Source organism: Gilvimarinus chinensis DSM 19667 (assembly GCF_000377745.1).
In the GTDB taxonomy this organism is placed as follows: Bacteria; Pseudomonadota; Gammaproteobacteria; order Pseudomonadales; family Cellvibrionaceae; genus Gilvimarinus; species Gilvimarinus chinensis.
This window is the reverse complement of record NZ_KB898711.1, coordinates 154,735-168,002: the sequence shown is the minus strand read 5'-3', so window position 1 is coordinate 168,002 and position 13,268 is coordinate 154,735. Positions and strand designations below refer to the sequence as shown.

Below are 13,268 nucleotides of genomic sequence, written 5' to 3'. Positions count from 1 at the left end.
CCGAATGACTGAAATCGTTGTAGTGTGTAATACCGCCACCCGGCGTCCGGCCGCCAGCCATTTGGCCGGGCTGATGGGGGCGGAATTGCTGTTTGATCTTGCTGTTAATGAACTACAAGACGGCCCTGAGTTTGCCCTTGTCTTTGACGTTAATGGCCTGAGTTTGCAGCAAACGGGCCGCAAAGCTCCGGGCCCGGTGCGCGCTGAATTTGCTGCCGGTGCTGTTAACCACCGGCGTAAGTTCGGCGGTGGTAAAGGACAGGCTATTGCGAAAGCGGTAGGCATAACGGCTAAGGTGCGGCCACATGTACTGGATGCCACAGCGGGCCTCGGTCGCGACGCTTTTGTTCTGGCAACACTAGGGGCTCGAGTGCAAATGCACGAGCGCAACCCGGCAGTACATGCATTGTTAGAGGACGGCTTAGCCCGTGCGGCCATTGAAGCAGACCCTGAGCTGGCTGATATTCTGGCCCGTTTGACGTTAACGTTCGGCGATACCCTAACTCTACTACAGCAAAGCGTCGCCTCCTACGATGTGGTGTATTTGGACCCTATGTTTCCCGAGCGGCAGAAATCCGCAGCGGTTAAAAAGGAAATGAAAGCCTTTCATTCTTTAGTGGGTGCTGATGAAGATGCCGACCACTTGCTGCAAGGGGCTCTGGCCGCTGCGCGCTATCGGGTGGTGGTTAAGCGCCCGCGTAACGCGCCGGATTTGGCGCAGCAGGCACCCAGCTATCGTTTAGAGGGGAAGTCCGGCAGATTTGATATTTACGCTCGACAAAAGTTTCCAGAGGCCTTGAATTAAGCTGGTTACTATTGCTTAGCGCTTGCGCAAGAAAGCGATCAGCCGCGAAATCAACATACGCATTTGCGCGCTGATGGCAATCACAAACCCAAGGCCAATCACGCATAAGCCAATCAGAGTGGCGATTTCCTGGCTTAACGACGGCTGCAGCAGCTGTGAGGCCAGATACACCAGCAAAAGCCCTACAAAAAACAGCACCGCACCCAAGCGAAACTGCTTAAAGCTTTGTGCCAGAGGCGCCGAGTAAAATGTTATCAACTTGTCTTTTAATGGCATGATGTCGCTTTTGCTTGCGCAATGTCAGAAGCGGGGGTATAAGCTCTCACAGCCTTAGAGGAACCCTTGTGACACACAGCCCCTGCCTAGATTCCGAGTTTACCACCCGTGTTGATGAATCGTTACTGGACGAGCTTGCCGATCAATTGACGGTGAAAGGCTACGCCGTGCTTGACGATATATTTAGTGCGCCCACCGTGGCGTCGCTGCGCGCTGAGTTTGAGCATCCGGATTGTCAGTTCAAAAGTGCCGGTATTGGCCGACAGGATGATTTTACCATCGCCAAACAGGTTCGTGGTGATCGTATCTGCTGGCTTGAGGGGCGTACTGGTGCAGCGGCGTTTTTTCTCGACACCATGGCGATGATTCGCCAGGGATTAAACCAACGCCTGTTTATGGGGTTGTTCGACTACGAAAGTCACTTGGCCTACTACCCCGTGGGCACCTTCTATAAAAAACACTGGGATGCTTTTAAGGGGCGCTCCAACCGTGTGTTATCTACGGTGTTCTATTTGAATCAAAACTGGTGTGAAACCGATGGCGGCGAACTTATGCTCTACGACAGGGCGGACGAGTCTGTCTTGGAGCAGGTAGCGCCTGTGGGTGGGCGCCTGGTGGTATTCTTAAGCGAAGACTTTCCCCATGAGGTTTTGCCCGCGCGCCAGGAGCGTTACAGCATTGCAGGCTGGTTTCGGGTAAACACGAGCACGTCAACCTATCTCGATCCGCCGGGTTAACTTTGCCTGCTACTCAGGCCTGATTTATGCTGCTGGAATTGGGTTAAAGATTCTGGAGCGGCTATGGAAATTAACTGGCGGGATGACAACAGTGGCCAGTTCTACGATAAGCTGGTCATCTTGCCTGGACACCCACGCAAGGTTGCCAGACAGTTGGCAAAGCATTGTTTCCTCTGGAGAGAGGCCGCTGCGTTAGGAGAGGCCTTGGGCTTTTGCAGCGAAGAATTTGGTCGTTGTCGCAGGCTGCTAAGCTGGTTTTGCAGAATGCTCTGACGCTGACGACGATGGGGTGGATGACCTGTTTAAACCGTTTCGCTTGTAGAGCCGATATGACAGATTTTCTTCGGTCACTTGGCTAAAATCACCGCGACTGTGAATGTTCAGGCGTCTTTGCTGGTATTAAAATCCACTTACTATCAGATACCGCCGCGCACTGTCATTGGTCAAACCCAAGTGTGGCTACAATGCTATCGGCAGCGCAGGGGGATTTAACTGAGCTGCATGAGCTAATGAAAGCACTGAAAAACTACAGTGCACCACCTGACTATGAGCGCTATGCGCAAAAGCGCCCAAAGTGGGCAAAAGTAAAACCCGGCTGTTCGATACTTTCGTGCAGTTCTTAATAAAAGGATAAAACGTGAAATTATCAATGATGGCTGCGTGTGCAGAAAACCGCGTGATTGGTGCAGGCCCGGATATTCCATGGCAAGCCAAAGGCGAACAGCTTTTATTTAAAGCGCTGACGTTTAACCAGTGGCTTTTGGTAGGGCGCACAACTTTTGAGTCCATGGGCAAGCTGCCCAACCGCCAGTACGCGGTAGTGTCACGCAGCAAAGCGGTAGAGCAAAGCGACGGGGTAAGTGTATTTTCATCCATCGAGGAAGCGCTGGAAGCGATGGCCGAGCGTACAGACCATTTGATGGTGGCCGGTGGCGGACAAATTTATCGACAGTTATTGCCGCGTATCGACACGCTGCACTTGTCGATTATTCATGCGCGCCCCGAGGGGGATGTGAGCTTCCCCGAATTGCCCGCTTCATTACATAAAGTCTTTGAGCAGAAATTTTACTCCAATATCGATTACAGTTATCAGATTTGGCAGCGTGATGCAGAGCTTGGTGGGGCCAACTGATGTTTGATTCCGCCCCGTCAACGGCCGTGTACTTTTCTATGGATAATCCGGATGACGGCTTCAGTCGCGTGTCCAGTCACCCGTTTGAGTTGGACGGCAAAGCCTGGCCCACGGTAGAACATTATTTTCTGGCCATGCAGTTCAGCAAGGTTGCTGATCAAGAAAAGGTTAGAAACGCTAGCGACGTTGCCGCGGCCCGCAAGGCCTCTGGAGGTTGGTTTCGCAAAAAGCGCGGTGACTGGAAACAGGTAAAACCCATTGTCATGACTCGCGCGGTATACATCAAAATGCGCACTTACCCAGAACTTGCTGAGCGATTGCTCGCCACGGGGGATGAATCCTTAGTGGAAGACAGTCAGTTCGATTACTACTGGGGGTGCGGTCGCGATAAACGCGGTGAAAACCACTACGGTAAAGTGTTGATGAACGTACGGGATAAATTGCGCGAAGAGGCTCGGCAGGCCGCCGAGCCTTAGCGCTTAAGGCAAGCATTGCCTGTGTTGCAGTGCTTGCCCTTGCCGATATAGGCCGCGCCTCAGTTCAGCGTGCGGCGAAACAAATCCACAGACATTTTGTAAGCGTTAAGCGCCAGCTCCGGGTCAAAGCGCTCGCCTTCATCGCGCATAAAAGCATGTTGGCCGTTGAATTCATGCCAGGTAAAGTGGCAGCCAGCCTGGCGCAAAGCCGTGTTAATGTCGGCGCGGCTGTTGTCTGGCACATGGGGGTCTTGTCGGCCCCAGATCATCATCAACTCGCCTTTCACATCACCGCAACGCGTCAGTGTTTGATCCTCCTCATCAGTGGGCAAAGTGTTAGAGTGCAAATCGGTGGCATACAGGCAAGAGGCTGCCTGTATGCGCGGGTTGAGAGCGGCACGAAACGCCAGGTGTCCACCAATGCAAACACCCATGCTACCCACGTGTCCGTTACAGTATTCAGTGGTGTCTAAAAAACTCAGCATGGCATTGGTGTCGCTGTCGTGATCTTTGAGCGGCTTAGTAAACTTATCCTCGTTGCCTTTGTCTTTGCCTGCATCGTCGTAAGCCAGCACGGTGCCGATCGGGTTGAGCTCGTGGAACACCTCCGGCACCAATACCACAAAGCCATGGCCAGCCATAATGGCCGCTGAACGGGCGATGGGGGCCGTTTGCTGAAAAATTTCAGAGTAGAAAATAATCGCAGGAAAGCGACCTTCGGCAACAGGCCTGTACACGTAGGTACGCATGATGCCTGTGGGAGTCGCAATATCGACAGTTTCGTTTTGAATAATCATACAGTGATCTCAATGTGTAGCGGTTGGAGCCCTGCGCCACAGGCGCACGATGGCCAATAAACTGATTCCCCACAGCGCCATCCACACCACCAGCAGCAAAACGGCGATAAAGCCAAATAGGTCTGGGGCTTTCATCAAGGTGGTCATCAGGGAATCTTGGTAGTAAAAAAACCATGGGTGCTCGGGCGGGAAGACCCAAGTATGCAGGGTATAAAACACCTTTTTAGGGCCAATCATAAACACTGCCACGCAAGCTAATGCAATAACGCCCGTAAAACTTGCGATAACATTCAGCGCTTTTGGCAGCGATGCACGGGTGAAGAGCAGGACCGCGGCGCTGGCGAGTGTCAGTATGAGGGATACCCAGCCTGCCCGGTATACCAGCTCGACCAGATGCGCGACGTCTTTTAAGTGAATAACTTCATCGTTGCGCAAAAGTCGCTCTTTCTTGCCTTGACGCGTGGTGTAGTGGATGCTTGCCAGCGCGTTCGGCTCGCTGTGGATAGCTCGATTAATTTCGCCAAATAGCGCTATATGTTGCTCAGTATGGGTATCGGCAAAGCCGTCTCGATAACGATTTTGCGGGCCATAGGTTTGAATGTGCTGCTCAATATCAAGGGTTTGGTAGGCCAAGGGGTAGGCAAAATCCACCTTGGCCAGCAGGTGCCAGGCAATAAAGCCGCACAGAAGCCAGTGGCATAGAAAAAATACAGGCCAAAGCACTGAAGACAGGCGCACGTGAGATCCCTTTATTGGTTTCGGGGCATCATACCAGCGACGTTGGTTTTTTGCTGCGTGGGTATGAAAAGCTGACTAACGCAATCGAGCCTAAAACTGCCACGGCACAGCCACCAAACAAGTAAGCAAGACTGGCCCCGCGATCAATCAGGGCACCGAATAAAACCGGTGAGGCGGCTGTTGAGAAAACCATAAACGCCGTCATAAGTGAGCGTATTGAACCCAATCTGGCTGTGCCGTACACCTCGGCCCACAAAGCGCCGGTAATGGGGCTGGCGATACCGATGGCCACGCCCAGTAGAGCCATGAACAGCGGGGCAACCCATTGCCCCTGAGTGCAACCGAGTATCAATAATGCCGCCAATAAGGGGGTGGGCATATAGGGTAACAGCTTGCGCGCGCTGAAGACGTCAATCAATACGCCTGCCACCAAAGAGCTGAGCCAGTGAGTCATGCCGTAAACGATAAAACAGCTGGCAAGCCAAAGAGGTGTCCAGCCTTTTTCGCTAAGAATAAACCCCTGCTGGATAAAAACACCGGTGACCATAAACGGCGCTGCCAGTATTGCCGGTAGCGCAAGCCAAAAGCGGTAGTCGCTGAGCATGGCGCGACGCCCCAGATTAAGAGAGGGGTCTTGAGGATTTAACATGGGGGGGAGGGTAGTGTTTTGTGGTGCGCAGCGCAGTAGGCACAGTGCGATAGGCAAATAAAGCAAGGGCACGGTAATGGCGAACATGACCCAGCTGCCGCGCCACCCTATAGTACTAATGAGGGCGACGGCCAGTAATGGTAAAACGACTTCGCCAACCGGTACGCCGCTGGCGGCAAGACTCAGTGCTTTGCCGCGGTGCTGATTAAAATGGCGTGCCATGGTGGTTTGCGCTGCATGAGGTAAGAGCCCCTGGCCGCATAGACGTAACAGATAAAAGCCGAACAGCAAGGTGATGGCGTTGGCAGCACTGGCAAACAACAGGCAAGCGATCAGTAAGCCTGAGCCCACCAAAATCGTAAAGCGGCGTAAAGGCCAGCGATCAATCAGGCCGCCAATGATCACAATGGTAATGGCGCTGCCCAAGGTGCCGATTGAGTATAGGCTTCCATAGTGGGCGGCACTTAACTCGAGTGAGTTTTGAACTTGAGAGCCGTACCAGCTGATAAAAAAAGACTGGCCCAGATTGCCCCAAAAGATACTGCAAAAGCCGAAGCCGAGTAATGCCCAGCTGGATTTTATAAAATGCAAATATTGATTCAAAGCCCGACCTAAACTTAAAAAGTTGTGATTTATATTGCTGGCGGATTATACCGGCTGAGGTAGACGCCTCAAATGGCTGAGTTTTGCTATTATTTCGTTTAGCCGTTCGATAGTGAGGAAAAAATATGGTTAAACGTTGCTGCTTTTGCGTGCTGATTTACGCTTTGGCAGCGCTGTGTCACGGGGTTGAACCTTTCGAAAAAACACCGGAGTTAATAATTGCCCCTGTTTACAACTCCGATGACATTAACCATCAAACTTATTATTTCAAGCGCCTTTTGCAGCTAGCCCTGGATTATACCCGTGAAGAGTATGGGGGCTACACGGTGCAGGAGCCTCCAAGAGTGCTAGCGGATCGCCGCTTGCAGTTGGCAGTACGGGAAGGGGCTGTCGATGTTATGTGGCATACCTCCATTGAAGAGTCTGTGCAGGGGCTGGCCCGAGTGCCGGTGGGGTTGCTTGGGGAGTTAAGTCAGTACCGTATGCTGCTGGTCCGTCGGCAGGATGTAGCCCGATTCAATGAGGTTGAAACTGTAGCTCATTTGCGCAAATTTTCCGCCGGTTTAGGAGCCCAGTGGCCCGATGTGGACGTACTGAAGCATAATCATTTGCGGACCGTCACCGCGGTGGGCTATGAGCAGTTATTCCCTATGCTGGCGGCGGGACGATTCGATTATTTTCTGCGGGGCATCTATCAAATCAGCCAAGAGCAACAGGCCCGTCCTGAGCTTGATTTGGCGATTGTGCCGGATTTAGTGATTAGTTACCCCAGTGATGTGTATTTTTTTGTCCGAGACAATAATGTTCAATTGCGAGAGCGACTCACACTAGGGCTTGAGCGTGCAATGAGAAGTGGCTCGGTAGATGAGCTGATGGGTTCAATACCGAGATTTCGGTGGGCCAGGCAGCAGATTGAAGCTGCGGCCTGGCGGACAATTTATTTACCGGTGCCTTGATTTACCGAGCAAATTTTCCAGTGTGCGGCGATAGACTTGCGTTAACTGATTCAAATCAGCGGCGCTGATGCGTTCATCCACTTTATGGATGGTGTCGTTAATAGGGCCTAGCTCTACTACTTGTGCACCGGTAGGGGCAATAAAGCGCCCATCAGAGGTGCCGCCGCTGGTGGAAAGCTCTGGTTTGTAGCCCGTTGTTATTTCCACGGCGTTCACTACCGCTTCTACTAGCGAACCTTTAGCGGTTAAGAAGGGCTGTCCACTCAGCTTCCATTGGATGTCGTAAACAACACCGTGTCGTTTTAAAATTTCTTCGGTGCGTTCGCGCAACTGGTTTTCAGTCACTTCGGTTGAAAAGCGAAAATTAAAAACCACATGGGCATTACCTGGAATCACGTTAGTGGCACCGGTGCCGGCATTGAAGTTGGAAACCTGGAAACTTGTGGCGGGAAAAAAATCGTTGCCTTTATCCCACTCGGTCGCGGTCAACTCGGCCAGGGCGGGGGCCAGTGTGTGGATGGGGTTTTGCGCCAAATGCGGGTAGGCCACGTGGCCTTGCACACCTTTTACTGTCAGTTCTGCACCGAGAGAACCCCGACGCCCATTTTTAATTACATCCCCGAGTTTATTTGTGCTGGAGGGTTCCCCCACAATACACCAGTCTATTTTCTCGCCTTGCTCTTCCAGCCATTGCACTACTTTTACCGTGCCATTGTCAGCCGGCCCTTCCTCATCACTGGTAATCAAAAATCCGATACGGCCGCTGTGGTCGGGTTGCTGGGCGATAAACTCCTCGCAGGCGACAATCATTGAAGCCAAAGAGCCTTTCATGTCGGCAGCGCCGCGACCGCACAGCATGCCATCGACGATGCACGGTTCAAACGGAGGATATTGCCATTGTTCGGCGGGCCCGGTGGGAACCACATCGGTATGGCCCGCAAAAGCGAGCAGCGGGCCGGAGTCTCCGCGAACTGCCCAAAAGTTATCCACCTCGCCGTAGCGTAGATGATGCACGGTAAACCCGATGCGTTGCAGGCGCTCGATCATCAATGCTTGGCAGCCGGCGTCTTCCGGGGTTACTGATTGCCGGGAAATAAGGTCGCAGGCAAGCGCGAGGGTGGGGGTGTTTGAGTTCATGCTGAGTCCGCTTGGGTTGCTGTGAGGATTTAGGGCGGCGATTCTATCAAATCCCCGTCTTGAGAGCGAAAGCATGTCATAGCATGGGACGGGCAAATAAGCTAAACTTGCCGCCTTTGTGTGAACCCGGCTGGTAGCGATACGCTCAGGCCGAACAGACCATTTCCGCCATTTGGGCCGCGCCCGAATGCATGAGTTGAGACAGAATGTCAGACAGTATTAACCCTAAAGAAATCAGCCATATACGCAACTTTTCTATTATCGCCCATATCGATCATGGTAAATCCACGATTGCGGACCGTTTTATTCAGTTGTGCGGCGGCCTAACTGACCGGGAAATGGCTGCGCAAGTGCTCGATTCTATGGATATTGAACGCGAGCGAGGCATCACCATTAAAGCTCAGAGCGTGACGTTGAACTACAAAGCACGCGATGGCGAGACTTATCAGCTGAACTTTATTGATACTCCGGGGCACGTCGACTTCTCGTATGAAGTCTCCCGCTCACTCTCTGCCTGTGAGGGGGCGCTGCTGATTGTAGATGCGGCGCAGGGTGTTGAAGCGCAGTCGGTGGCGAACTGTTACACCGCCATCGAGCAGGGGCTGGAGGTTATTCCAGTACTGAATAAGATGGATTTGCCTCAGGCCGAGCCCGAACGTGTGGCACAGGAAATTGAAGATGTGATCGGTATTGATGCCACCGAGGCGGTGCGCTGCAGCGCAAAATCGGGTTTGGGTATCGAGGATGTGCTGGAAGAGCTTGTGCGCCTGGTACCGCCGCCTGTGGGCGACCGCGAAGCGCCTCTGCAGGCGTTGATCATCGATTCCTGGTTCGATAACTACCTTGGCGTTGTGTCGCTGGTGCGGGTAACTCAGGGGACTTTGCGGGTGAAAGACAAAATCGTCACCAAATCCATCGGCAAAGCCCATGTGGTCGACAGCGTGGGGGTCTTCAACCCTAAGCTCACTAAATTAAAAGAGCTTAAAGCTGGCGAAGTGGGTTTTATCGTTGCTGGCATCAAAGATATTCAAGGTGCGCCGGTGGGGGATACCATTATCTCCAGCAATCACCCTGACACAGCGGCGTTGCCCGGATTCCAGAAGGTGAAACCGCAGGTATACGCGGGTATGTTCCCGGTCAGCTCCGACGACTTTGAAAACTTCCGCGAAGCGCTGCAAAAGCTCACTTTGAATGATGCCTCGTTGTTTTTCGAGCCTGAAAGCTCCGATGCGCTGGGCTTTGGTTTTCGCTGTGGCTTTCTTGGCATGCTGCACATGGAAATTATCCAAGAGCGGCTTGAGCGCGAATACGATCTGGATCTGATTACTACGGCACCAACGGTAGTGTATGAGGTAGTAACCACTAAGGGTGAAATCATTTACGTGGATAACCCATCGTCTCTGCCGGATTCTGGCAGCATCGATGAAATGCGCGAGCCCATTGTTGAGGCAAATATTCTCGTACCCCAGGAACATTTGGGGTCGGTGATTACTTTGTGTGTAGAGAAACGCGGTGTTCAACGTGACATGCACTACATGGGGAATCAGGTGTCGGTACGTTACGACATGCCCATGAACGAAGTGGTATTGGATTTCTTTGATCGTCTTAAATCCGTGAGCCGTGGATTCGCTTCGCTCGATTACAGTTTTTCCCGCTTTGAAGCGGCAAATCTGGTGCGATTGGATGTGTTAATTAACGGCGACAAAGTCGATGCTTTGGCATTGATTGTTCACCGTGATCACGCCCAAAGTATCGGCCGAAACCTGACGGAAAAAATGAAAGAGTTAATTCCGCGGCAGATGTTTGATGTGGCGATTCAGGCCGCCATTGGTGGCAATGTTGTGTCGCGTACCACGGTTAAGGCACTGCGTAAAAACGTAACCGCCAAGTGTTATGGTGGCGATGCCTCGCGTAAGAAAAAGCTGCTGCAAAAGCAAAAAGAAGGTAAAAAGCGGATGAAGCAAGTGGGTAATGTTGAAATTCCCCAGTCTGCCTTCCTCGCTGTACTTCAGGTAGACAATTAATCACAAGGCGCATACATGGGAAATATCAACCTGCCCCTGATTTTAACTATCGGGGTTTTTTTTACTGGCTTGGTTTGGCTGTTCGATGCGTTAGTGTTGGCCGGGCCCCGTAAACAAAAAACAGCGGCTGCCAAAGCGCAGTTTGATGGTAAAGAGCTCGGTGATGAGGGTAGCGATACACGCAAGCTCTATCAGAGAGCGGTTGATGAAGCGTCTCGTGAACCCACCCTGGTCGAATACAGTAAATCGTTTTTTCCTGTATTGCTGGTGGTGTTTGTGCTGCGCTCGTTTGTCGCTGAGCCCTTTCAAATACCCTCAGGCTCTATGGAGCCAACCTTGGATATCGGTGACTTTATTCTGGTGAATAAATACACCTACGGTATTCGGTTGCCAGTGATCAATAAAAAAGTCATACCGATTAATGAACCTGAGCGCGGCGATGTGATGGTGTTTTTCCCGCCCCACCTGCCCGATACTTACTATATTAAACGTGTTATTGGCTTGCCCGGCGATACCATCGAGTACACCGACCATCAATTAACCGTAAACGGCGAGCCTGTGCCTGAAAATCTGCAGGCGGTATTACCGCCGCAACGCCCTCAGTTTAGGCTGGTTGAAGAGACCTTAGGTGAGCATACCTACACGTCGCGCAAGTATCTGCGCCCGGGGCAATACAGTCGCCGCGGCTCGTGGACGGTGCCTGAAGGGCATTACTTCATGATGGGCGATAACCGCGACAACAGCTTTGACAGTCGCGGCTGGGACGATCCCTTTGTGCCGGAAGATCATATTGTGGGTAAAGCGGTTGCTGTGTGGATGCACTGGGATTCACTGTTCAGTCTGCCCAGTTTTGACCGTGCCGGCGCAATCAATTAATGTCGACGGTTAACAATTAAACAACAATTGACGCTGAGGATAGCGACTATGCGTACAAAAGCATCGCAACGAGGATTGTCTTCCATAGGTTGGCTGCTGGTGATAATGGTGGTGGCTTTTTTTGGCTTGTGCGCGGCTAAATTGGTGCCCGTGTACGCCGAAAATTACTACATTGTTAATGGCCTGCAAGCGCTGGCAGATGAAGGTGATGAGCTAAAACGGATGAGTAAAGGGGAAATTACTCGCAAGCTCAACAGTTACTTCAGTATCAACAATGTACGCAGTGAAGGTGCTCGACAGCTTGAGTTTGTGCAAAGCAGCAAAGGCATCATTATTGTCAACAAATATGAAACTCGTGTGCCACTGATCTACAACATCGATGTAGTACTGAGCTTTCATAATGTACTCGACAGCAGTCGTCCGGACGAATGCTGCACTGCCCCGGAGACATTAGAAGACCAGTGAGCGATATTCTACTCACCCGTTTACAGCAAAGACTGGGGTATCAATTCAAAGATATAACCCGTCTGCAGCTTGCCCTAAGCCATCGCAGTGTGGGCGCCAACAACAACGAACGGTTAGAGTTTTTAGGCGACTCTATCGTCAATTTTTTAGTGGGCGAGGCGTTATTCCACCAGTTTCCTAAAGCCCGCGAAGGCCAGTTGAGCCGCTTACGCTCCCAAATGGTTAAAGGCGAAACCCTGGCCGAGCTGGCCCGTGAGTTTGAGTTGGGTGAATGTCTGCACTTGGGCGAAGGCGAGATGAAAAGCGGGGGCCACAGGCGTGACTCTATTCTTGCCGATGCGGTTGAAGCGATTATCGGCGCCATTTACCTTGATTCAGATATGCCGAGTTGTCGCGCGCGGGTGTTGCAATGGTACGATTCGCGCCTGAAAGCACTTAGCCTTGAAAACCCGGCGAAAGACGCGAAAACGCGCTTGCAGGAATATTTGCAGGCCAAGCGACAGCCATTGCCGGATTATCAGGTAGTCGAGGTGGCTGGCGAGGCTCATGCGCAAATGTTTACCGTAGAGTGCCATGTTGCTTTACTGAATAAACCCGAGAGTGCTCGCGCCAGCAGTCGCCGTGCGGCTGAAAAACAATCCGCCGCTCAGGTGCTTAAACGCTTGGGTGTGAGTTAGGAATTTACTATGTCTGATCAAACTACTCGTTGCGGTTACGTGGCTATTGTCGGCCGCCCGAACGTGGGCAAGTCTACGTTGTTGAATCATCTGCTGGGCCAAAAAGTCAGCATTACGTCGCGTAAGCCGCAAACCACCCGTAACAACGTGACCGGTATTCTGACCGAAGGCACCAATCAAGTTGTGTTTGTGGATACTCCTGGGCTGCATAAAAACGAGCCGCGCGCTATCAACCGCTATATGAACCGCGCAGCGGGCTCGGCGATGAAGGACGTCGACTTGGTGATTTTTGTGGTGGACCGTCTGGCGTTTACCGAAGAAGATGAAATGGTCGCTCAGCGCCTTGAGGCGGTGCGCTCCCCCATTATTCTTGCGGTCAACAAAATCGACAAAATTGACGATAAAAACACGTTGTTGCCTCATTTACAGGTGCTGTCTGAGCGCTTAAAGGCCGATCAAATTGTACCTATGTCGGCGTTACGCGGTACGAATTTAGACCGATTGCAGGAAGTGATTTTGGGGTACATTCCAGAGGGCCCCCATTTTTTTGATGAAGATCAAATCACTGACCGCTCCGCCCGCTTTATGGTGGCGGAGATCATTCGTGAAAAAATTACCCGTCAGTTAGGCGATGAGTTGCCGCATCAAATGGCGGTAGAGATTGAGGAATACAAACAACAGGGGAAGACCCTTCACATAGGAGCGGTTATTCTGGTTGAGCGCGATGGCCAAAAGCGGATTTTAATTGGTAACAAGGGCGAGCGTATTAAGCAAATTGGCCAGCAGGCGAGGCTGGATATGGAAAAATTGCTGGATACTAAAATTATGCTGCGCCTTTGGGTTAAAGTGAAATCTGGCTGGTCGGACGATGAGCGTGCATTGCGCAGTTTGGGTTACGACGATCTGTAAAAGGCCTTAGT

General features: G+C 51.9%; 16 protein-coding genes. 11 read left to right on the top strand and 5 right to left on the bottom strand.

Annotated elements, in window-relative coordinates:
• The first annotated feature begins 4 nt into the window (after positions 1–4).
• The gene (locus D568_RS0115455) at positions 5–805 is read left to right on the top strand and encodes a class I SAM-dependent methyltransferase (protein ID WP_020210510.1); all 801 of its coding nucleotides are present in this window, start codon (positions 5–7) and stop codon (positions 803–805) included.
• 15 nt (positions 806–820) lie between these two features.
• Here the strand turns inward: D568_RS0115455 and D568_RS0115450 are convergent, their stop codons facing one another.
• Entirely contained in the window at positions 821–1,081 is a 261-nt protein-coding gene (locus D568_RS0115450) for a hypothetical protein (protein WP_020210509.1), read from the bottom strand.
• A gap of 68 nt (positions 1,082–1,149) precedes the next feature.
• Between D568_RS0115450 and D568_RS0115445 the strand changes: the two genes are divergently transcribed.
• The 4 genes from D568_RS0115445 (at position 1,150) to D568_RS0115425 (ending at position 3,426) form a co-directional block, all read left to right on the top strand.
• A complete protein-coding gene (locus D568_RS0115445; RefSeq protein ID WP_020210508.1) occupies positions 1,150–1,818 on the top strand; it encodes a 2OG-Fe(II) oxygenase in 669 nt (222 codons plus the stop codon).
• A gap of 63 nt (positions 1,819–1,881) precedes the next feature.
• Positions 1,882–2,091: a hypothetical protein gene (locus D568_RS0115440; protein WP_020210507.1), complete on the top strand. Its 210-nt coding sequence runs from the start codon at positions 1,882–1,884 to the stop codon at positions 2,089–2,091.
• A gap of 364 nt (positions 2,092–2,455) precedes the next feature.
• Positions 2,456–2,950 carry a trimethoprim-resistant dihydrofolate reductase DfrA gene (gene dfrA, locus D568_RS0115430; protein WP_020210505.1) on the top strand — a complete coding sequence of 165 codons (495 nt, stop codon included), beginning with the start codon at positions 2,456–2,458 and terminating at the stop codon, positions 2,948–2,950.
• Positions 2,950–3,426, top strand: coding sequence for a riboflavin biosynthesis intermediates N-glycosidase (locus tag D568_RS0115425; RefSeq protein ID WP_020210504.1), 477 nt, complete (start codon positions 2,950–2,952; stop codon positions 3,424–3,426). Before dfrA ends, D568_RS0115425 begins: the two co-directional genes overlap by 1 nt.
• 59 nt (positions 3,427–3,485) lie before the next feature.
• Here D568_RS0115425 and D568_RS0115420 read toward each other — a convergent pair whose 3' ends face one another.
• The 3 genes from D568_RS0115420 to D568_RS0115410 are packed head-to-tail and all read right to left on the bottom strand — an operon-like array spanning position 3,486 to position 6,213.
• Positions 3,486–4,223, bottom strand: coding sequence for a dienelactone hydrolase family protein (locus D568_RS0115420; RefSeq protein WP_020210503.1), 738 nt, complete (start codon positions 4,221–4,223; stop codon positions 3,486–3,488).
• A gap of 9 nt (positions 4,224–4,232) precedes the next feature.
• Positions 4,233–4,961 carry a lipoprotein intramolecular transacylase Lit gene (locus tag D568_RS20365; RefSeq protein ID WP_020210502.1) on the bottom strand — a complete coding sequence of 243 codons (729 nt, stop codon included), beginning with the start codon at positions 4,959–4,961 and terminating at the stop codon, positions 4,233–4,235.
• A gap of 28 nt (positions 4,962–4,989) precedes the next feature.
• Complete coding sequence (locus tag D568_RS0115410) at positions 4,990–6,213, bottom strand: MFS transporter (RefSeq protein WP_020210501.1); 1,224 nt, start codon at positions 6,211–6,213, stop codon at positions 4,990–4,992.
• A gap of 125 nt (positions 6,214–6,338) precedes the next feature.
• Here D568_RS0115410 and D568_RS21200 point away from each other — a divergent pair, with 125 nt between their 5' ends.
• Positions 6,339–7,169, top strand: a complete 831-nt coding sequence (locus D568_RS21200) for a type 2 periplasmic-binding domain-containing protein (RefSeq protein WP_020210500.1) — start codon at positions 6,339–6,341, stop codon at positions 7,167–7,169.
• Here D568_RS21200 and dapE read toward each other — a convergent pair.
• Complete coding sequence (dapE, locus tag D568_RS0115400; RefSeq protein WP_020210499.1) at positions 7,155–8,306, bottom strand: succinyl-diaminopimelate desuccinylase; 1,152 nt, start codon at positions 8,304–8,306, stop codon at positions 7,155–7,157. The genes D568_RS21200 and dapE overlap by 15 nt on opposite strands.
• Positions 8,307–8,512: 206 nt before the next feature.
• Here dapE and lepA point away from each other — a divergent pair, with 206 nt between their 5' ends.
• Genes lepA through era form a run of 5 tightly spaced genes read left to right on the top strand, consistent with a single transcriptional unit; the run spans position 8,513 to position 13,257 of the window.
• A complete protein-coding gene (lepA, locus tag D568_RS0115395) occupies positions 8,513–10,330 on the top strand; it encodes a translation elongation factor 4 (protein WP_020210498.1) in 1,818 nt (605 codons plus the stop codon).
• Between the two features lie 15 nt (positions 10,331–10,345).
• Positions 10,346–11,206, top strand: coding sequence for a signal peptidase I (gene lepB / locus D568_RS0115390; RefSeq protein ID WP_020210497.1), 861 nt, complete (start codon positions 10,346–10,348; stop codon positions 11,204–11,206).
• 48 nt (positions 11,207–11,254) lie between these two features.
• Positions 11,255–11,671 (top strand): DUF4845 domain-containing protein, encoded by a 417-nt coding sequence (locus D568_RS0115385; protein ID WP_020210496.1) that lies wholly within the window; start codon positions 11,255–11,257, stop codon positions 11,669–11,671.
• A complete protein-coding gene (rnc, locus tag D568_RS0115380) occupies positions 11,668–12,348 on the top strand; it encodes a ribonuclease III (RefSeq protein WP_020210495.1) in 681 nt (226 codons plus the stop codon). Before D568_RS0115385 ends, rnc begins: the two co-directional genes overlap by 4 nt.
• Positions 12,349–12,357: 9 nt before the next feature.
• The gene (gene era / locus D568_RS0115375; RefSeq protein ID WP_020210494.1) at positions 12,358–13,257 is read left to right on the top strand and encodes a GTPase Era; all 900 of its coding nucleotides are present in this window, start codon (positions 12,358–12,360) and stop codon (positions 13,255–13,257) included.
• Positions 13,258–13,268: the final 11 nt, after the last annotated feature.

Coding starts and splice junctions, on each gene's coding strand:
- D568_RS0115455 (WP_020210510.1), top strand. CDS start 5: ATGACTGAAATCGTTGTAGTGTGTAATACCGCCACCCGGCGTCCGGCC.
- D568_RS0115450 (WP_020210509.1), bottom strand. CDS start 1,081: ATGCCATTAAAAGACAAGTTGATAACATTTTACTCGGCGCCTCTGGCA.
- D568_RS0115440 (WP_020210507.1), top strand. CDS start 1,882: ATGGAAATTAACTGGCGGGATGACAACAGTGGCCAGTTCTACGATAAG.
- D568_RS0115425 (WP_020210504.1), top strand. CDS start 2,950: ATGTTTGATTCCGCCCCGTCAACGGCCGTGTACTTTTCTATGGATAAT.
- D568_RS0115420 (WP_020210503.1), bottom strand. CDS start 4,223: ATGATTATTCAAAACGAAACTGTCGATATTGCGACTCCCACAGGCATC.
- D568_RS21200 (WP_020210500.1), top strand. CDS start 6,339: ATGGTTAAACGTTGCTGCTTTTGCGTGCTGATTTACGCTTTGGCAGCG.
- dapE (WP_020210499.1), bottom strand. CDS start 8,306: ATGAACTCAAACACCCCCACCCTCGCGCTTGCCTGCGACCTTATTTCC.
- lepA (WP_020210498.1), top strand. CDS start 8,513: ATGTCAGACAGTATTAACCCTAAAGAAATCAGCCATATACGCAACTTT.
- lepB (WP_020210497.1), top strand. CDS start 10,346: ATGGGAAATATCAACCTGCCCCTGATTTTAACTATCGGGGTTTTTTTT.
- D568_RS0115385 (WP_020210496.1), top strand. CDS start 11,255: ATGCGTACAAAAGCATCGCAACGAGGATTGTCTTCCATAGGTTGGCTG.
- era (WP_020210494.1), top strand. CDS start 12,358: ATGTCTGATCAAACTACTCGTTGCGGTTACGTGGCTATTGTCGGCCGC.